The 18,256-nt window shown below is 57.6% G+C and carries 13 protein-coding genes and 1 pseudogene; 10 read left to right on the top strand and 4 right to left on the bottom strand.

Annotation, left to right across the window (positions count from 1 at the left end; all coding sequences use genetic code 11):
- Positions 1 to 155 precede the first annotated feature (155 nt).
- A complete protein-coding gene (locus AC56LV_RS22800) occupies positions 156 to 2,024 on the top strand; it encodes a site-specific integrase (protein ID WP_499561030.1) in 1,869 nt (622 codons plus the stop codon).
- A 543-nt stretch (positions 2,025 to 2,567) separates the two neighbouring features.
- On the opposite strand, the gene AC56LV_RS22795 is transcribed toward AC56LV_RS22800, so the two are convergent.
- Both AC56LV_RS22795 and AC56LV_RS22790 read right to left on the bottom strand, forming a co-directional pair.
- Positions 2,568 to 2,987, bottom strand: coding sequence for a tautomerase family protein (locus AC56LV_RS22795; RefSeq protein ID WP_499561104.1), 420 nt, complete (start codon positions 2,985 to 2,987; stop codon positions 2,568 to 2,570).
- A 77-nt stretch (positions 2,988 to 3,064) separates the two neighbouring features.
- Entirely contained in the window at positions 3,065 to 3,820 is a 756-nt protein-coding gene (locus AC56LV_RS22790; protein WP_499561028.1) for an SDR family NAD(P)-dependent oxidoreductase, read from the bottom strand.
- Between the two features lie 173 nt (positions 3,821 to 3,993).
- On the opposite strand from AC56LV_RS22790, the gene AC56LV_RS22785 reads away from it, so the two are divergent.
- Entirely contained in the window at positions 3,994 to 4,902 is a 909-nt protein-coding gene (locus AC56LV_RS22785; protein WP_499561026.1) for an AraC family transcriptional regulator, read from the top strand.
- A 474-nt stretch (positions 4,903 to 5,376) separates the two neighbouring features.
- On the opposite strand, the gene AC56LV_RS22780 is transcribed toward AC56LV_RS22785, so the two are convergent.
- Positions 5,377 to 6,402 (bottom strand): IS110 family RNA-guided transposase, encoded by a 1,026-nt coding sequence (locus AC56LV_RS22780; protein ID WP_499561024.1) that lies wholly within the window; start codon positions 6,400 to 6,402, stop codon positions 5,377 to 5,379.
- 462 nt (positions 6,403 to 6,864) lie between these two features.
- On the opposite strand from AC56LV_RS22780, the gene AC56LV_RS22775 reads away from it, so the two are divergent.
- The 4 genes from AC56LV_RS22775 to AC56LV_RS22760 all read left to right on the top strand — a co-directional run bounded on the left by AC56LV_RS22775 (position 6,865) and on the right by AC56LV_RS22760 (position 11,108).
- Complete coding sequence (locus tag AC56LV_RS22775; RefSeq protein WP_499561022.1) at positions 6,865 to 7,215, top strand: DUF3147 family protein; 351 nt, start codon at positions 6,865 to 6,867, stop codon at positions 7,213 to 7,215.
- A 728-nt stretch (positions 7,216 to 7,943) separates the two neighbouring features.
- A complete protein-coding gene (locus AC56LV_RS22770) occupies positions 7,944 to 8,708 on the top strand; it encodes a glycosyltransferase family 2 protein (RefSeq protein ID WP_499561020.1) in 765 nt (254 codons plus the stop codon).
- On the top strand, positions 8,705 to 9,409 hold the full coding sequence (locus tag AC56LV_RS22765) for a TVP38/TMEM64 family protein (RefSeq protein WP_499561018.1): 705 nt from the start codon (positions 8,705 to 8,707) through the stop codon (positions 9,407 to 9,409). Before AC56LV_RS22770 ends, AC56LV_RS22765 begins: the two co-directional genes overlap by 4 nt.
- Positions 9,381 to 11,108 (top strand): ArnT family glycosyltransferase, encoded by a 1,728-nt coding sequence (locus AC56LV_RS22760; protein ID WP_499561016.1) that lies wholly within the window; start codon positions 9,381 to 9,383, stop codon positions 11,106 to 11,108. Before AC56LV_RS22765 ends, AC56LV_RS22760 begins: the two co-directional genes overlap by 29 nt.
- A gap of 171 nt (positions 11,109 to 11,279) precedes the next feature.
- Here AC56LV_RS22760 and AC56LV_RS22755 read toward each other — a convergent pair whose 3' ends face one another.
- The gene (locus tag AC56LV_RS22755; protein WP_499561014.1) at positions 11,280 to 11,969 is read right to left on the bottom strand and encodes a response regulator transcription factor; all 690 of its coding nucleotides are present in this window, start codon (positions 11,967 to 11,969) and stop codon (positions 11,280 to 11,282) included.
- A gap of 1,519 nt (positions 11,970 to 13,488) precedes the next feature.
- Between AC56LV_RS22755 and AC56LV_RS22750 the strand changes: the two genes are divergently transcribed.
- The 4 genes and pseudogenes from AC56LV_RS22750 to AC56LV_RS22735 all read left to right on the top strand — a co-directional run bounded on the left by AC56LV_RS22750 (position 13,489) and on the right by AC56LV_RS22735 (position 18,242).
- The gene (locus AC56LV_RS22750; RefSeq protein WP_499561012.1) at positions 13,489 to 15,039 is read left to right on the top strand and encodes a phosphoethanolamine transferase domain-containing protein; all 1,551 of its coding nucleotides are present in this window, start codon (positions 13,489 to 13,491) and stop codon (positions 15,037 to 15,039) included.
- A gap of 744 nt (positions 15,040 to 15,783) precedes the next feature.
- Positions 15,784 to 16,245 carry a TonB-dependent receptor domain-containing protein gene (locus AC56LV_RS22745; protein ID WP_499561010.1) on the top strand — a complete coding sequence of 154 codons (462 nt, stop codon included), beginning with the start codon at positions 15,784 to 15,786 and terminating at the stop codon, positions 16,243 to 16,245.
- A pseudogene (locus tag AC56LV_RS22740) lies at positions 16,206 to 16,316 on the top strand (IS110 family transposase); the annotation flags it as partial. The gene AC56LV_RS22745 and the pseudogene AC56LV_RS22740, both read left to right, overlap by 40 nt.
- 273 nt (positions 16,317 to 16,589) lie before the next feature.
- Positions 16,590 to 18,242, top strand: a complete 1,653-nt coding sequence (locus AC56LV_RS22735; RefSeq protein ID WP_499561008.1) for a Na+/H+ antiporter — start codon at positions 16,590 to 16,592, stop codon at positions 18,240 to 18,242.
- The last annotated feature ends 14 nt before the right edge of the window (positions 18,243 to 18,256 follow it).

The following is an 18,256-nucleotide window of genomic DNA, read 5'->3' as shown; positions in this document are numbered from 1 at the left end:
TTGATAACTATGAAGAACTATTCGTGAAACAATGACGCTGCGGACAACATGCGCGCAGCGTCGGCATGCGCTGACAACACAACCGACATAGCTTTCGAACAGACAGCTCTGCTGGCCAGACGGTCATAACCCCCGACCCACATACCAAGATTCAGATGGCACAGCACAGCAAAATCGCGCTTCCCGACATTGACTACAACCGCACTGACTACGCCGCATTGCGCGCCTACTGCAGCGGAATCCCGGTTGCGCGTATCGCTGACCTGTATTACGCGTCCGATAGTCCCGAGGTCGAAAACGGATTGGAACGCCATCTAAAGCGGATGCGCGACCACATCGTCGAGCGCTCGATCGAGCGAAACCCTGAGTTCGCGAAGACCTTGCAGACGGCACGTTTGACTCGCGATATCTCGACCTCTCAGCTTGGCATCTTGGTACAGGCAGCCGAAGCGACTAACCCAGGACCGCATCGCGACCACCGTCTTGGGCAGTGGTTCCGGCCGACGATTTCAAGGCTGCTACGGGAAGAAGGCATCACGACGATCGGCGAGCTGGTCAATCGCATCGAACGCCGCGGCGCCGGCTGGTGGCGCGCCTTACCGCGGATCGGTGCCCGTCGCGCAGACGCGATCGTGCGATGGTTAAGCAAGTGGCCCGAGCATCTCGGGCAGATCGACGCACACCAGTTGCGAGCGCCGGCAAACGCCGTGTCCGCAGTGCGCCCACTCCTGGACCCGCGCGCACTAAACCCGATTGCGCCGCTGGGCACGTTCCAGCTGCCCCCGTACCTGGCTGGCGTAGACGGCATCAATCGCGCGCCCGCGTTCTGCTTCATCGCCGCCCGCGACGACCTCGAAGCCGTCGACACCTTTCTGGCTCGCTACGACGACTCCCCAGAGACTCAGCGCTCCTACCGCAAGGAGCTTGAGCGCCTGCTCCTTTGGTGCGCGCTCGTTGCCCGCAAGCCCCTTTCTTCAATGCTAGCGGAGGACTGCTTGGCCTATCGAACGTTCCTAGCGGTTCCCGATCCCCGGTTTTGCGGCCCTCGTGCGCCCAGGAACACCGAGCGCTGGCGGCCGTTCGACGAAAAGCCTATGAAGCCGCAATCACAACGCCTGGCGGTCGTCATCCTACGCAGCGCCTTCGACTGGTTAATCAAAGTGCGCTACCTGGGAGGCAACCCGTGGGTGACCGTGAAGGATCCCGCAGTTACGAAGCGAAAACACCTGATGAAGATCGACCGGGCGTTGCGCCGCGACACCTGGGAAACCGTGGTCGAGATTTTGCAGCGACTTGGGGAAGTCGAAGCGAACCGGCAAGACCGGGTCACGCTGGCAGCGTTACTGCTGATGGGTGATTCCGGCTTGCGAAGAGCAGAAGTCGTCAGCGCCCTGCGTGCCAACTTCATCCCCAGTCCGGATGCGGCCGGCGTGTGGATGCTCACCGTCGAGGGCAAGAGGAAAGTCGAGCGCGAGGTCCCGGTCAACAGCCGCACCGAAGCGGCTCTACGCATGCACTGGCGCGACCGAGACCTTGACTTCGACGACCCGACGAGACGCGGCTACCTGATCGCGCCGATCGTCACGCCGGTAGCGAAGGCAGAGGCAAAGAGGCAGGCACGCGAACAACGCGCCAATGAGATGGGAACCGAAGAAGCCTTGGCCGAGCTCGAGCAGGGCAACAGCTATCACGTCAACTCGCTTTATTATGTCGTCGACGCCGCATTGCGCCGTGTACGCGCTTTCGCTGCTGCGCTGTCGTTAAACGAGATGCCGGCGTTTTCCCAGGGCGAAATCATTCAGCTACAACGAACGTCGCCGCATGCGTTCCGGCACACTTACGCCACCAACGCCGTGGAAGACAACGTGCCAATGGAAGTGGTCCAGGACGTCCTCGGACACGTTAATATCATGACTACGAAAGTGTATGCGAAAACGCGCCAACGCCGCATCGCACAGGAAGCAGCGAAGCAGTTTGCACGAAACGAGGATGCAGCAGAGAAGCGGCGACGGGATAGAACGTGACTGCTGTTTCATCGAACCTTGGCCTAGAAGTGCCAAGCGACGCAACAACTTGGGTTTACTGGTGGCGGTAACTACTCGAAATCGACAATAGGTTTACTAATGTCGAGTAGAGGCAAGGTATTTTTCCAGCTCTGACATCAAGCCCGACGGTTAGCACTAGCAGACATGAACGAGATTTGTGCGTCGATCTGAAGACGTCGGGTTGCGCCTAGCAGCACCTTGGGCCGCGGAACGTATGACTGTGACAACATACTGGCCTAGAAGCGGTTCACCTAAGCACCCTGCCCGTTTCGCAGGCATTCCGACAACATCCCCATGCAGAGCGGCTTGCGCCCTTCACGAACCTAAGTTGTCCACAGAAAATGTGGATAACTATACCGCACACCCATCCCCTACTCTCGTTCCACCATTTTCGATTCTTTGCCAAGGCCTTGCCGAGCAGCTAACGACACTCGTACACTGCATCGGGTGAAGGTCCGAGTTCGGCCAGAACCAGACGTTGAGACCTTGCTTAAACAACACGTTGGCTTCCCGCGCCGATTACTAAATGGCAGGTGCATCGTGTGGCGAAGCGCGCAAAGCAACGAGATCGGCATTGGCACCAAAAATACCCCAGTTACTTTCAGCAACTTCATTAATCAGAATATAGACAGGCGCCAGGTTTCCTGTTCTCGTGTCTTTGCCCAGTATTGCAGTGGCTTCCTGAATGAACCTGCTTTTTGCAGTCATATCCAGGCCGCCCGCGATCACATATATCTGAAGCGTGACGATCCTGCATGTCGCGGGTTCTCCGCCCATAAAAACGGCATCGGTTGAGTAGTGGTTGAAGTAGGTCCAAACTGTGCTGCGCACGAACGGCGACGCAGGCAACTGTTCGCATGCGAGCCCAAGGTCGGTCAAGGCTGCTGCAATACGCTGGCACGCGGCTGGATCGAAGGTGCCTGCGGGAGCATGAATAAACATTTTCGGCACGTCATTCTCCTGATGAACAAGCGACGCTGCTGCATTTGCAGCAGCGTCTGGTCTCTATTGTTGAACGGTCAGATGGTCTGGCCGCCCGATACTTCGATGCGCTGGCCTGTGACCCAGCGGTTGTCCGGGCCGAGTAAGCTTGCCACCATCGGCCCGATATCGTCGGGCACGCCGACGCGTCCAAGTGCCGTCATGCCCGCGAATTGCTTGTTGAGGTCCGGCAGATCGCGCACGGCGCCACCGAGGAAGTCGGTCTCGATCGCGCCTGGCGCAACGGTGTTCGCCGTGATGCCGCGGCTGGCAAATTCCTTGGCCATATACAAAGTTAAAATTTCGACAGCGCCCTTCGCCGCAGAGTAAGCAGAAAAGCCGGCAAATGACACCCGGGTCAGACCCGAGGAGAAATTGACGATACGTCCGCCATCGGACAGCAGCGGCAGCAACGCCTGGGTCAGGAAGAAAACGCCCTTCACGTGCGTGTCGAACAGGGCGTCGAACTGGGCTTCCGTCGTGTCGGTAATACTTGCCATATCGCCCTGTCCGGCATTGTTAACAAGGTGATCGAAATTGGTACGGCCCCAGATCGACGTGAGTGCGGCGCGGACCTGTTCGGAAAATCGGTTGAATGACGCAATATCGGTCACATCCAGTTGAACAGCGGTTGCCTTGCGGCCCAGTGCTTCGACTTCGGCGACGACAGCTTCTGCTTCGCGCTCGCCCGAACGATACGTGACGATCACGTCGCCGCCCCGGCCGGCGATACTAAGAGCGGTATTGCGGCCGAGGCCGCGGCTTGCACCGGTAACGAGTGAAATAGTGGACATCGGCAGATCCCTTCAGATCGAGTATTAAGAGATGCTCATCATGGCGTCCGACCAGGCGAGCAAGTTGCGCAATTGGCCGCATTTTTTGCCCAATCGTCCAATTCCGGATCAAACACGTGCATATTCATGCGCTCTCCATTGTCATCCACGGGCGCCTTCGCTAAGCTGAAGGAATGAATAAGACCTTATTGAAAGTGGCAAGTCTTTATGCGGACACACACGTGGATGCCGACGGGGTTGCCCGAACGCCCATTCCCGGGCTGGTACTCCTGCGTGAAACGGCCCCCACGTCGCTCCAATATGCGATATCGAAACCATTGGTCGCGTTGGTCCTGCAGGGCAGCAAACGCGTCAGCGTGGGAGCGCGCGACTTCGATTTCGGTGCGGCCGAATCCCTCATCATCACGGCTGATGTGCCCACGGTCAGTCAAATTACCAGCGCCTCTCTCGACAGACCGTATTACCCCATTGTCGTGGAACTTAATCCTGCGGTGATTAGCACCTTGGTTGAGGACATTGGATCCACGCCCTTCCTTGCTGGAATGCCGATCCGCGTCGATCCGACCGAGGTAGAAGTTAGTGACGCTGCTCGTCGCTTGCTGTGTTTGCTTGATCGTCCAGTAGCGCTTCCCGTACTGCGTGATCAACACATCCGCGAATTACACTACTGGCTGCTGTCTGGCCAGCATGGCGGAGCGATCCGTGCCCTCGGCATTACCGACAGCCATGCAGGACGCATTGCGCGTGCAGTGGAGATGATTCGTTCAAATTTTAGGATACCGCTGCGCATGGAGCAGCTTGCCGACGCAGCGGGCATGAGCGTCTCTGCTTTCCATGTTCATTTTCGTTCGGCCACATCACTGTCACCGCTTCAGTTCCAGAAGCAGTTGCGGCTCATTGAAGCGCGGCGAACCATGCTGGCAGATGGCGCAGCGATCGCCACGGCAGCGTTCGCCGTGGGCTATGAAAGCGTCCAGCAATTCACGCGCGAATATGGGCGCGTATTCGGCCAGCCCCCAGGTCGCGATATCCGAACGTCCAAGATGGAAACCGTTTCGATCCGCCAGCGTCTGCAGCAGTGATCAGGAACTCGGATCGCTGGAGCAGGCGCTGCGCGATCCGGTTGCGACATAGTCGTGCGTGGTAACTTCCTGGGTCCCCTCGTAACCCTAAAATTTCGGAACGTCAACAAGGCTTTTTTCCCGGACACTGCTTGGCTGTTGCAATCTTCAACTCATGGTGCAAGGGCACGCCAAATGTTTCTCTCGACCAGTGTCAGGCGACCGTCCGTATATGGACTCCTCCTCGTTTGCAAACAATCCGTTTTCAGGCCGTGAGGTACGACTGCTCACGTATATCCGGTCTCGTACTACTGCACCTGCTTCAGGCGCTGGACCCTGATGGGCTATTCGCGCGCTGACTCCCTATCGCTTCGACGGGCTCGAAGGCCTCAGACGTTATCGGGTTTCATCAGCGCCGGTTCGACCTGTTGGCCATCATGCGGCTTGTCATGCAATCGTGGTTCGGATACTTCTTCAGTACTTCTACAGCTGTGCTTACGCGGCTTGAGGTTGGTAATCGGTCCCTTTGGTCAGCATTGCCCAAGCGATGCGCGCAGTCTTATTCGCTAACGCCACTGCGGCGATATTGGGGTGGCGGGCCGTGGCAATGCGGATTACCCATATGCTCAATCGATCTGTCTTCGCTTGTGCGGTTCGGATGACCGCTCGGGCTCCATGCACGAGCAAACTGCGCAGATAAGCATCGCCGCGCTTGCTAATGCCGAGCAATCGCTCTTTTCCAGCTGAGCTGTTCTGTTTGGGCGTGAGCCCAAACGAAGCAGCCATCTCGCGCCCGCTAGCAAATTGCTTGGCGTCACCTACTGTAGCCAGCAGAGCCGTTGCGGTCAGCGGCCCGATACCACGTACTTGCTGCAAGCGTATAGCAGCCGGGTCTTTTCGAGCAATCTGTTCAATCTCCCGATCGAGTTCTTCAATTCTTTCATCGAGTGCCTTCAGATCTCGCCACAGCCCATGCAAGAGCCGGCGAAAACGTTCGGTCAAACCGTTTTCCTGATCCTCAAGCCAGCGCGGGATTGCTGACCTCAGGTGCAGCAGTTCTTTCGATGCCACCAATCCATATTCAGACGCTAAGCCGCGCAGCTGGTATGCCTTGGCCTTGCGCTGATCCATCAAACCTGAGCGCACCCGGTGTACGGCCTGGATGTCTTGCTGCTCGACGGTTTTGATGGCCACAAAACGCATGCTCGGCCGACTCATCGCCTCACAGATCGCTTCTGCATCGTTTGCGTCGTTCTTGTTGCTCTTGACGTAGGGTTTAACGAACTGCGGAGCGATTAACTTCACCGTATATCCCTGTGCCTGCAGCATCCTGGCCCAGTAGTGTGCACCGCTACATGCTTCCATCCCAATCTCGCAACCCGGCTCAATCCTTTTAAGCAGTTTCTTGATCCAATCACCACGGACCAGCTTGCGCCGCCAGACCGTCTTTTCCGAGCGGTCTACGCCGTGCAGTTGAAAGACATTCTTTGCCAAATCGACTCCAACGCGGATAAGCTTCATGGCGGACTCCTTCTTCCAAACCGGTTCTGTGGAGACTCCAGTTTGGCACTAACGTGCCCTCAGGGGGAGGAGGAGTCCATCCCATTGCTTCGGGTCTTGGATTCAACCGGTCGACGCATCACACTAAACTCAGGGTAAGCAAAAGGAGTGTTACGGATGAAGCAGAGAGCCAGGATTTAGTATACGGAAGCCCAGAAGCAGGCGCAGCCGGTACCTGAACTTTGTTGAAAGGCACGGAAAAGACGGACTGCCGCTCGGGCAGGCGCGAACATCACGGTGGTCGTGAAGGGGCACGTTAAACTTGCACCAGGCAGCAAGCGGTCGCGGTCATCATGTTTTCGGACAAGAAGGCCATCACCGTCCGTTTCTCCGTCAAGTACTCGCCACGCCCGTTGCCGTATCAACGTCCAGCGGAGCAAGATGTCGACGAAGTTCTTGAAAAACGATGCTTAAGGACAGATGATGAAGTGGCTTATCACAAAATACATGATTACCGCGGCAGTTGTCGTGCTGGTCTCGGAGGCCGCAAAGCGGAGCGATCGCTTTGGCGGGTTCATCGCAGCCCTTCCGATGATCACGCTGCTCACCCTTTTCTGGCTCCATTTCGAAAACCAGCCGGACACCAAGCTTGCGAATCACGCTTGGTACACGTTCTGGTATGTTGTACCAACCCTTCCGATGTTCCTGGCCTTCCCATGGCTGCTGCAACGTTTTGGGTTCTGGGGGGCCTTGGGGGCGTGTGCATTGATCACGTTGATCTGTTTTGGTACGTTCGCATTTGTAGTCAAACGTTTTGGAGTAAATCTTCTTTAGGATCGAGCGCTGAACTTCGACAAGGAGACCATTTATGCTTAATAAAACTGCAGTGTAGCATTCGAGAAATATCAGTTCTCGGGCGATCGCTTTGGGTCGAGGCTGGTCCTCGGGCGAGTAGTTTCTGTAAGCCACTCGAGCCCTTTCTGCTAATCGGCATTTTTGCCTGAAACGTAGGGGAGCGCGCAACGCTAGAAATCGCACTTTGCTTCATATCTTCGAGAAGTCTTATTTTTACTTCATCGTACGAGTGGCCATTACATCCCACGGACTCGTGCCGAGTGAAATTTTCACTACACAAGCCGTAGCATTTTTTCTGCAACGGACTGGTGCCGTCAGTTGAGTCTGATGCGTTCGCATGGTAAGCAACAGACCAAGCAATCAGGCACGTACGCAATCCGGCTCAAAGCGAGCAAAGCCAGTACAGAAATGGTCACATCACCAAGCCATGTTAGATTTATTGCTAACTTGGCAATATTTTAAATAATGTCGATCGTCATAGTTGCGTTAATGCAATACTCAGTAACGGATGTTAAGGCATGCCGTTGTCCTCACTTGTCCTCCTTTGTGCGGCGCGGGGGCGCTAGTCACAATAGTTGGTGTTCGCAATGTGATTTAACATAGTTTTAACGGAACTAGTGCAGAATACTGATGGTAAATATAAGATTGATTCAGCCATATGCTGATCGACTTGCGACCAAAATTCTCTCCATAGACCATCAAATAACATGTGTGATGAAAAAAACCACAAGCAGCCATTCCTTATTTCAGTGTTGATTCCAGCGAAGAATGAGGCTGGCAACATCGGGGATCTGGTGAACGAGATTCATCGCGTCCTCGCCGGTCGTTTTTCCCACGAGGTAGTACTGGTCGACGACGGAAGCACCGACGACACCGGTGCTGTGTTCCTGCAACATTGCCAGCAATCAGGCACGCCTGCGAGGCTAATCCGCCACGCGCAAAGTGCCGGGCAGAGCACGGCGCTGTGGACAGCCGCGCATCACGCTGCCGGGCATTTTCTCGTCACGATAGACGGTGACGGTCAAAACGACCCAGCTGACATTCCGGCATTGGTGGCGCAGGGGCTGACGTTAGAAGGGAAGCACCGGCATTTCTGCATTGCGGGCTTCCGCAAGAACCGGCGTGACACGCGCTGGAAGATAGTTCAGTCCCGCATCGCCAATGCCGTGCGCCGCCTTATACTCGACGACGGCGTACCGGATACTGGCTGCGGCCTCAAGCTGGTACCGCGCGAAACTTGGCTTGGCCTGCCCTACTTTGATCACATGCATCGGTTTGTGCCGGCGATGGTCAAGCGCCTAGGCGGCGCGATCGCGGTAGTGCCGGTACACCATCGGCACCGCACCGCTGGTGTATCGAAATACACTGCATGGAACCGGCTGTGGGTCGGTATCGTCGACATGTGGGGCGTGAGCTGGCTAATCCGACGCAGCAAGCTGCCGCTGATCGAACGCATGGAAGTACGACAGTGAAAACCGAACTAAATCTGCTGTTCAAGCCGCTGCTTCTGACCTGCCTGCTAGCGCTGGGCTTTGCCTCGCTCCATTTCCATTGGTGGGGATCATTCTCCGAAATGGACCTATTGAACCGGCTGTTCGAGCGGCATTGGGCGGTCGCTTGGCCTATCTTCGTGATCACCGGCGTCGTCTATACTGCACTCGGTGGTCCGCGCCAGCTGCTCGCCTTCAGTTGCGGTTACCTGATGGAAGGCTTAGCAGGTGCGCTGCTGAGCACCGCCCTCACGGGATTCGGCGCCTTGCTCGCGATCTACTGGGTGCGCAATATCGGCATGGAGCTCATGCTCAAGCGCCACGGCGAACACGTGGTTTTCATCCGCCGGCTACTCGCGCAGGACACTTGGCTGTGGATTTGCACGGTGCGCCTGATGCCAATCGGCAGCAACCTGGCGACCAATATCGCAGTGGCCTTGGCCAGGCTGAGCATACCGGCAGTGTTCTGGGGCAGCCTTCTAGGCTACCTGCCGCAAATGCTGCTGTTCAGTTTTGTCGGCGCAGGCCTGGCGGTGCAGGACGAGCAGCAGCTCTGGATCAGCCTGTTGATGCTGGTGCTGTCCACGGCGCTCGTGCTCTATCTCTACCATCATGGCTTCAAGCAGCGGCTACAAGAAATCCGAGGACAAATGCATGCAAGTCCAATCCAATCTCAATGCTAGGCAAGACACAAGCTGGTGGCCGTGGATCACAGCCCTACTGATCGTAGTACTGTTCGCCGGAATTGGCCTGCGCGACCCTTGGCCTGCCGATGAGCCGCGCTTTGCCCAAGTCGCCCGCGAAATGGTGGAATCGGGCCAGTGGTTGTTCCCCACGCGCGGCGGCGAGTTTTATCCGGACAAGCCGCCAGTTTTCATGTGGCTGATCGCGATCTTCTACCAACTGACCGGACAGCTGAAAATCGCTTTCCTGATGCCCAGTGCGCTAGCGGGGCTGGGCACGCTGTGGCTGGTATTCGACCTGGGTCGCCGCTTGTGGGGAGAGAAGGTCGGGCGTTCGGCAGTGCTTGCCCTCGCGTTCACGCCACAGTTCCTGCTCCAGGCTAAGGGCGCGCAAATCGATGCGACAGTCTGCTTCTGGATCACGCTCGGATGCTACGGACTGCTCCGTCATTTTCTGCTCGGTCCGGCCTGGGGTTGGTATGCCGCCAGCTGGGTGGCCATGGCATTGGGCATCGTGACCAAGGGTGTTGGTTTCCTGCCGGTGCTGATGCTGATACCGCTGGCGATCTGGCGCATCCCTGCCACTGTGTCTGGGCAGCAGGCTTGGTGCAGGCGCGCGTGGTTGGGGCCAGCCTTATTGCTGGCCACTGTGGCGCTTTGGCTGGTGCCGATGTGGATGGCAGTCGAACGCATCCAGAGTCCGGAACTACTGGCCTACCGCGACAATATCCTGCTCAGGCAAACTGCTGAACGCTATGCAAATGCCTGGCATCACATCAAGCCTTGGCACTACTACCTGACAATTGCGGCGCCGAGCATGTGGTTTCCGCTGGCGGCGCTGTTCCTGCTGCAGCAGCGCCGCATTAGGACGCTTTGGACGTCTAGCGCCGCACTGCGCGTACTGCTGAGCTGGGTTGCGCTAGTGTTGCTCTTCTTTTCTATCAGCCCCGGCAAGCGCGAGGTCTACATCCTTCCCGCGCTGCCGATGTTCGCCTTGGCGCTCGCCTATGTATGGGAACAGGCACCCGCAGAAGGGCGCCACATGGCGACTGTTCTGTTGCGTGCGGCGCTAGCGCTCATGGGTCTGCTCCTGATCCTGCTCGCGACGGTCGCGCTGCTTGCTCCAGAGCATCTGCCTTCCCGGGCGGACGACTATGCCGACGCCGTCGCGGTGCTGGCTCCGGGCTTGTTGGTACTTGGACTGGCGCTGTCTGGCAGCGTCTGGCTGTTGCGCAAACGTGCATTGTTCGAACAGCTCGCCCTGGCTAGCATGTTGGTCTGGCTGTTCGTCTCTTTCTGGCTATGGCCCATCCTAAACACACATCGGACGCCGCGTACAATCATGCAGGAACTCGAACGGCGCGTTCCTCCCGAAACGGAAGTAGGCATGCTCGAGTTCAAAGAACAGTTCCTGTTGTTCGCAGAACGGCCCCTGGTCCATTTCAGCTATCTGGCGCCTCTGCCCCGGCAGGAATGGAATGCGTGGCGCTGGATGCGCGCCGATCCGACGCGTGTGCTGTTGCTCTCTGACGACCTAGCGATACGCTGCTTCGACCTGACGAAGAAACGGGTTCTCGGCGAAGCCCATCGGCGCAGCTGGGTTCTGCTCGATGCCTCGTCGGTACGTAAAAGCTGCGATGAGGCCGCTGATCGCGCGCCCTACCGATACGTACCGGTGAAGAAAGATATCCTCGAGTGAATTAAGGCGAACGACGAGTACCTAGTGCTCGTCACCAGAGGCGGTACATGTTGTTTTCTCCGAGAGAATCTGCGTGATCGGAGAAATACAGCATCGCCATATCGAGGCCCCGCTTCCCGCGATGTCGCGCAATACATCGATGGTAGTGCGACGATCGGCCTGCTTAACGAATCAGCCTGGCGCATCGGGAAGAATAAGCCTGTAGCGGACTCCAGGAACAGTATGGACCATGGGGAAAGCAAAAGGTTTGTCGAGCGCCTGGCGCAGCGCGTGGATGTGCGTACGCAAGGCATCGCTGTCAGGGCGGTTATCGCCCCAGATAGCTTGCTCGAGAACTTCGCGTGGCACGATCCGCGGCGCGGCACTCATCAGACAGCGTAGCAAGACATACCCTGTCTTGGTAAGCACGATTTTCTTGCCGTCGCGAGAAGCATCGAGCATATCGGGATCGAAGACTAGTCCGTTAAAGCGCAGCGCGCGGTTGACCGGAACCGAGCCGCCGGCACGACGCACCAAGGCTCTCAGCCGAACGTCGAGCTCTACCAAGGAATAAGGCTTGACTAGGTAGTCGTCTGCACCACTGTCAAAGCCGGCAACCTTGTCGAGCAGGCTGTCACGCGCCGTGAGCATCAAGACCGGTGTCGATGCACGGAGCTCGGAACGCAGCTTCCGGCACAGTTCGAGGCCGTTCAACCCGGGAAGCATCACATCCAAGATGATGACGTCATACAGGTTTTCAGAGGCGAGGGCGAGCCCGCCGTAGCCATTACGGGCGGAATCGACCGTATATCCCTTTGGTTCTAGAAAGCCATACAAATTTGCGAGGATATCGGAATTGTCTTCTACGATTAGGATATGCATCCATGCATTGTAAGACGAAAAAATCCCGGTCGAGCAGGGCCGGCCGGGTGAGTCCGCTGCCGGCATGGATGACCAACGCCATCTATCCCAGATTGCTGTGCGTGGCAGCCCTAGTGTCCAATGCCAGTTGAATTTTCTATGGCAAATATAGGTGGAGTAACCACAGTTCCACGCCGAGCAAAGGCGCGAATATGATCTGGAATGGCTTGGCACGAACTCCAATCAGATCAGGCAACGGGATGCAGCCGCAATCACCTCAGGCTAGCACGGTCGTGTTGAGATTCCCGGACAAGCTGACATATAGATAGCTGCCCGCCATGAATACGTCAGGTTTGCAAATTCACCAATACTTCCCGCCTTCACAAATGTCATCGTCTGCTGACCGCGGTTACCGCTGCCAGTCTCTTCGATGATCCGGAGGAAATGAATTGCCAATCCGTTGATCAATAAATGCTCGGCTGGCATGCCACGCTCTACGATCATCAACTCGATGTGCCGATAACTCTACGGGTAGGCCGAATACCAATGGATGCAGATCAAGATGACATCCCTCGAAAAATCATCTCTTGAAGCTCAGCATATCGGTTTGTGCTCGGTTTGAGCACCGCAGTTTACCTGATTGACCCAGCGCCATTCGCGATTGCAACAAATCCTTTGATTTTTCGGGCCACCGGTGTCGAGCGCCGGACCAAATTTCGCACTTCGCTGGCAACGACGGCGAGACCACAGCTCTGTTCGCCGGCCTAGACTGCCTCGACAGTGGCATTCAGGGCAAGGTTTTGGCCTGGAGGGCGATGCAGTCGATAACGCAAACGATATCCAAGATACGGCGCGCCGACTCGTTGATCGAACAATGGCACTGACCGCTTCGAACAACACCGCGCAGCCTTGGGTTTGCGACCACGTTGGTGCAAGACTGGCTGTTTCGATGTTTGAAAACGAGATCGAAACTGGGCAGTTATCGCGCCACCTGAAAACCCGAGTAGCCCAGATTCTCAATTGATCATTTCGTCCCTAGGGGAGAACTAATCTATTCAAGGCGGCGGTCTTGGCCTGTATTAAAACACCCTGCTTCGTTCTAAATCCTCGACATACCACCCGGTATAGCTGTGGTCAGCTGCGACCGCCGAAGCCATGCCGGCCGCTTTTTTACCTTACCAATTCCATCACCAGAATAAACCAGTGCTTCCCTAGGCAACTGGGAGAAGTTCATATACCAGATGAACAAAATATAGCTAATGTCCTTACGTTCGAAGGGGCTCGATCGAGGGCACGCTGCAAATCCCATCGAGCGGTTTTGGTCGGCACCGACTAGGGCTGCCGCCGGTCAAGGGCTTCTGCTAATACTTGAACGCGTCGCGCGTATACGAAACCCGGCCACATGGAGCAGTCGCATCACGATTACTTTTTCTATGCCGTTCACGCCACCCTAACGTCGCTTTGACAGTGACTTGAGGTCGTCCTTTCTATCCTTGAAGCACTGCAGTGGCCTCCGCTGCACCATTAACAAGGACGTGAATTGGACAAATTATTTGCCAAACGTATCGATGCGTCCCTGCTCGTGTTGGTCGTGGCGCTGTTGCTAGCAAGCCTCGGCAACGTAACGTTCTGGGCCGTGTTGGCACGCGCTGTCGGTGGCGTCTCGCTGGCCAGCCTTCCCATGCTGGTGGGCACGTTCCTAATCGTCGTCCTATTTTTCAATGCCTGCTTGACACTGGTTAGCTTCCGTTATGTCGCTAAGCCGGTGCTGATGGCCCTCGTGCTGGTGGCTTCCGCGACAGGCCACTTCATTGCGACCTACGGTATCGTGATCGATAAAGCGATGATCCAGAACGTCTTTGAAACCGATACCCGCGAAGCGGCTGAGCTGATTAGCTGGCAGATGGCAACTAGGATCGGCTTGCTCGGCATGCTGCCATCGCTGTTAATTGCCCGCTCCAACATCCAGTTCCCCACCGGCTTGAGAGGACTGCTTAAGCGTAGCAGCACTGTCGGAGGCTCGCTTCTTTTGGCGTTCCTACTACTGGTACTGCTGTTCAAGAGTTTAGCACCGACGTTGCATGAGCACCGTGATCCTCGGTTTTGCGGCCCGCGTGCGCCCAGGAACACCGAGCGCTGGCGGCCGTTCGACGAAAAGCCCATGCAGCCGCAATCGCAACGCCTGGCGGTCGTTATCCTGCGCAGCGCCTTCGACTGGTTAATCAAAGTGCGCTACCTGGGAGGCAACCCGTGGGTGACCGTGAAGGATCCCGCAGTCACGAAGCGAAAACACCTGATGAAGATCGACCGGGCGTTGCGCCGCGACACCTGGGAAACCGTGGTCGAAATCTTGCAGCGACTGGTGGAAGTCGAAGCGAACCGGCAAGACCGAGTCGCGCTGGCGGCGTTGCTGCTGATGGGCGATTCCGGCTTGCGCAGAGCAGAAGTCGTCAGCGCCCTGCGTGCCAACTTCATCCCTAGTCCAGATGCGGCCGGCGTGTGGATGCTCACTGTCGAAGGCAAGAGGAAGGTCGAGCGCGACGTCCCGGTCAATAGCCGTACTGAAGAGGCTCTGCGCGCGCACTGGTGCGACCGACACCTTAACTTCGACGACCCGACCAGACGCGGCTACCTGATCGCACCAATCGTCACGCCGGTAGCGAAGGCCGAGGCAAAGAGGCAGGCACGCGAACAACGCGCCAAGGAGATGGGAACCGAAGAAGCCTTGGCCGAGCTCGAGCAGGGCAACAGCTATCATGTCAACTCGCTTTATTATGTCGTCGACGCCGCATTGCGTCGTGTACGCACATTCGCTGCTGCGCTGTCGTTATACGAAATGCCGGCGTTTTCCCAGGACGAAATCATTCAGCTACAACGAACGTCGCCGCATGCTTTCCGGCACACTTACGCCACCAACGCCGTCGAAGACAACGTGCCAATGGAAGTGGTCCAGGACGTTCTCGGACACGTCAATATCATGACTACGAAATTGTATGCGAAGACGCGCCAGCGCCGCATTGCACAGGAAGCAGCGAAGCAGTTCGCACGAAACGAGGATGCAGCAGAGAAGCGGCGACGGGAGAAAACGTGACTGCTGTTTCATCGAAACTTGGCCTGGAATTGCCAGGCGACGCAACAACTTGGGCTTATTGGTGGCGGAAAACTACTCTAAATCGACAATAGTTTTGCTAATGTCGAGTAGAGGCAAGGTATTTTACTGGCTCTGGTATCAGACCCGTCGGCTAGCACTATCAGACATGAACGAGATTTGTGCGTCGATCTCAACGCGTCGGGTTGCGCTTAGCAGCACCTCGGGCCGCCGAACGTATGACTGGGACGACATACTGGCTTAGAACCCGCTTACCTAAGTACCCTGCTCGTTTCGCAGGCATTCCGACAACATCCGCATGCAGACCGGGTCGTACCCTCCACGAACCTAAGTTTTCCACAGAAAATGTGGATAACTATACCTCACACCCATCCCCTACTCTCGTTCCACCATTTCCGATTCTTTGCCAGGGCCTTGCCGAACAGCTAACGACACTCGTACACTGCTTAGGCTGAAGGTCCGATTTCGGCCAGAAGTCGACTGTCACAGCAGGCACTCCAACATTCATTTGGATTTGGTATGTCTTTATGCGATGCACTCCTGCGCGACCTTTCAGCATTGATCGGGGAAGAATGCTGTGCGGTGAAGGTACAGGGTCTGTCCTTGGGCTGGACATTGGCGTCCGAACGCTAAAACGAAGGCCTACGAACAAGGTTCTGTCGCATTAAGCAAAATCTTGAAATTTGGACCACAACAGGTCGTGTCGAATCACGAGCACGAGTTCACATGTCGTATGCCAACTCTGCTAAAAAAATTAATGCGACAGAACCTGGCGTTGACCTAGGGCTCGACTACTCGCGGACAGGCCTGAACCTTTCCTTTTTCGCCAACTACTTGGAACGCTACGACGTCAAGAACTCGAGCGGCGCTATCGAAAAATTCGTGGAGCGTCCGCTCTTTCCCAAATGGCGCATCTCAGTCAACGGGACGTACAACGTGACGAAGCGGTTCGATGTGTTCTCGCAACTTCGCTACCGCAGGGCGACAAAGGCGTTCTTGGAACCGAACAACTTGTCCCCGGACTTGAACAAGCTCGATTCAGCGACCTATGTCGACCTCCGGTTCAATTACAAACTCACGGAATCCGTGGACATGTATGTCGGCTTCAATAACCTGGCCGATGTCCAACCTGACATCAACCCACGCGATCCGGCCACTGGCACCCGAATATCGCCGCAGTGGCGTTAGCGAATAAGACCCCGCGCATCGCTTGGGCAATGCTGACCAAAGGAACCGATTACCAACCTCAAGCCGCATAAGCACTACTGTAAATGTACTGAAGAAGTATCCGAACCAAAACTGCATGACAAGCCGCATGATGGCCAACAGGAAACGGCGCTGACAGAACCCGATAAGGTCTGAGGCTTCCAAGCCGACATACACAACGCAGACTGCCGACCGGTTGATCAACGTTAAGGCGCGTGCATTGCAGACCGGTCGACCCGGCAGCAACGGGGTAGCGCCGGGTGAAGGATGCTGCTGAAGCCCATGCTTCGCTACGGATTGTTATGATGCGCGTCAGGAGGTTTCTCATGCATATCATCACCATCGTCCTGGCGCTGCTGCTGGCCGTCGTTGCCAGTGCCTTTATCGTGCGGCTGTTGCCGTTCAAGGCCCCCGCGCCCCTTGTCCAGATTCCGGTCGGCGCCCTGCTCGCCAGCGGATTCAATGTCGCCATCACCTTCGATCCGCACGTCTTCTTGCTGCTGTTCATCCCGCCGCTGCTGTTCCTGGACGGCTGGCGCATTCCCAAGGGCGCCTTCTTCCACGACTGGAAGCCCATCCTCGCGCTGGCCATCGGCCTGGTCGCGTTTACCGTCGTCGGTCTGGGATACTTCGTCCACTGGCTGGTTCCCGCGCTGCCGGTGGCGGTCGCCTTTGCGCTGGCCGCAATCCTGTCGCCGACCGATCCAGTGGCGGTAGGCGCCATGACTGCGAATGCTCCGCTGCCTTCGCGCCTGATGCACATCCTGGAAGGAGAATCGCTGCTCAACGATGCGAGTGGACTGGTCTGCTTCAGCTTCGCCGTCACCGCGGCTCTGACAGGCGTCTTCTCGCTGCCCCAGGCCTCGCTCAGTTTCGTTACCGTCGCCGGCGGCGGCCTGCTGGTGGGCGTGGCCGTGATCTGGGCCGTCTCCCGTCTCAACCGCCTGCTGGTGCGGCGCGCGGGCGAAGACCCGGCCACGCAGATCCTGATCAGCCTGCTTATTCCTTTTGCCGCCTACCTGGCCGCCGAACACCTGCACGTGTCGGGCATCCTGGCCGCAGCGGTGGCCGGCATCGGCATGCATTACGGCGAGCTCGCCGGTCCGCGGCTGGCCGCTACCCGCATGCAGCGCACCGCGGTCTGGGACACGGTGCAGGCCACGCTGAACGGTACCATTTTCGTCCTGCTGGGCGCCCAGTTGCCGCACATGCTGGCCAGTGCGCCGCAGGTGGCGGCGGCGGCCGGGGTCGGCAGCGCCTGGCGCCTGCTCGGCTACGCAGCGGTCATCACGGTCATGCTGGCCGCGTTGCGCTTCACCTGGGTTTGGCTATCACTGAAGCTGACGGTTTTTCACGCAGCGCGCCACGGCAAGACGCACGCCATGCCGGAACTGCGCCTGATGGCGGTAACGGCCATGGCCGGGGTGCGCGGCGCGATCACGCTGGCCGGTATCCTGACACTGCCGCTGGCGATGGCCGACGGCACGCCCTTCCCCGGGCGCGACCTGGCCATCACCCTGGCGATGGGCGTGATCCTGCTCTCGCTGCTGGCCGCCAGCGTCGGCCTGCCGCTGCTGGCGCGTGGCCTGGGCGGCGACCTGCCGACCTCGGCCCCGGCCAAACATGACAGCAACGTGCAGATTGCCGCGGCCGAGGCGGCGATCCGCCATATCGAAGCGCTGGTCGCCGAACCGCTGGCCGATCCCCACGCCGACGCCATGCGTGCCGAAGCGGCGATGCGCGTCCTCGACGTGTATCGCAGCCGGCTCGATTATGGAGAAGCGTCGGCCAAAAGCGTGGCCGACTTCCGGCGGCAAGCCGAGGCCGAGCGCAGCCTGCGCCTGACGGCACTGCACGCCGAGCGCGACGAACTGTACCGCCTGCGCCGCGCGCGCGACATCGACGACGTGGTGCTGGGGGAACTGGTGCGCGAACTCGACCTGACGGAAGCGCGCCTGACGCGTGGGCCGGCGCACTGAGGCGGGTACGGCCG

Source organism: Telluria sp. RB2R28, assembly GCF_059685835.1.
The sequence above is the reverse complement of the archived record's forward strand: the minus strand, read 5'-3'. Positions and strand labels throughout refer to the sequence as shown.

What these genes read in the sequence shown, in the direction of transcription:
- AC56LV_RS22800 (WP_499561030.1), top strand. Translation starts at nt 156, where the DNA reads ATGGCACAGCACAGCAAAATCGCGCTTCCCGACATTGACTACAACCGC.
- AC56LV_RS22795 (WP_499561104.1), bottom strand. Translation starts at nt 2,987, where the DNA reads ATGTTTATTCATGCTCCCGCAGGCACCTTCGATCCAGCCGCGTGCCAG.
- AC56LV_RS22790 (WP_499561028.1), bottom strand. Translation starts at nt 3,820, where the DNA reads ATGTCCACTATTTCACTCGTTACCGGTGCAAGCCGCGGCCTCGGCCGC.
- AC56LV_RS22785 (WP_499561026.1), top strand. Translation starts at nt 3,994, where the DNA reads ATGAATAAGACCTTATTGAAAGTGGCAAGTCTTTATGCGGACACACAC.
- AC56LV_RS22780 (WP_499561024.1), bottom strand. Translation starts at nt 6,402, where the DNA reads ATGAAGCTTATCCGCGTTGGAGTCGATTTGGCAAAGAATGTCTTTCAA.
- AC56LV_RS22775 (WP_499561022.1), top strand. Translation starts at nt 6,865, where the DNA reads ATGAAGTGGCTTATCACAAAATACATGATTACCGCGGCAGTTGTCGTG.
- AC56LV_RS22770 (WP_499561020.1), top strand. Translation starts at nt 7,944, where the DNA reads ATGTGTGATGAAAAAAACCACAAGCAGCCATTCCTTATTTCAGTGTTG.
- AC56LV_RS22760 (WP_499561016.1), top strand. Translation starts at nt 9,381, where the DNA reads ATGCAAGTCCAATCCAATCTCAATGCTAGGCAAGACACAAGCTGGTGG.
- AC56LV_RS22755 (WP_499561014.1), bottom strand. Translation starts at nt 11,969, where the DNA reads ATGCATATCCTAATCGTAGAAGACAATTCCGATATCCTCGCAAATTTG.
- AC56LV_RS22745 (WP_499561010.1), top strand. Translation starts at nt 15,784, where the DNA reads ATGTCGTATGCCAACTCTGCTAAAAAAATTAATGCGACAGAACCTGGC.
- AC56LV_RS22735 (WP_499561008.1), top strand. Translation starts at nt 16,590, where the DNA reads ATGCATATCATCACCATCGTCCTGGCGCTGCTGCTGGCCGTCGTTGCC.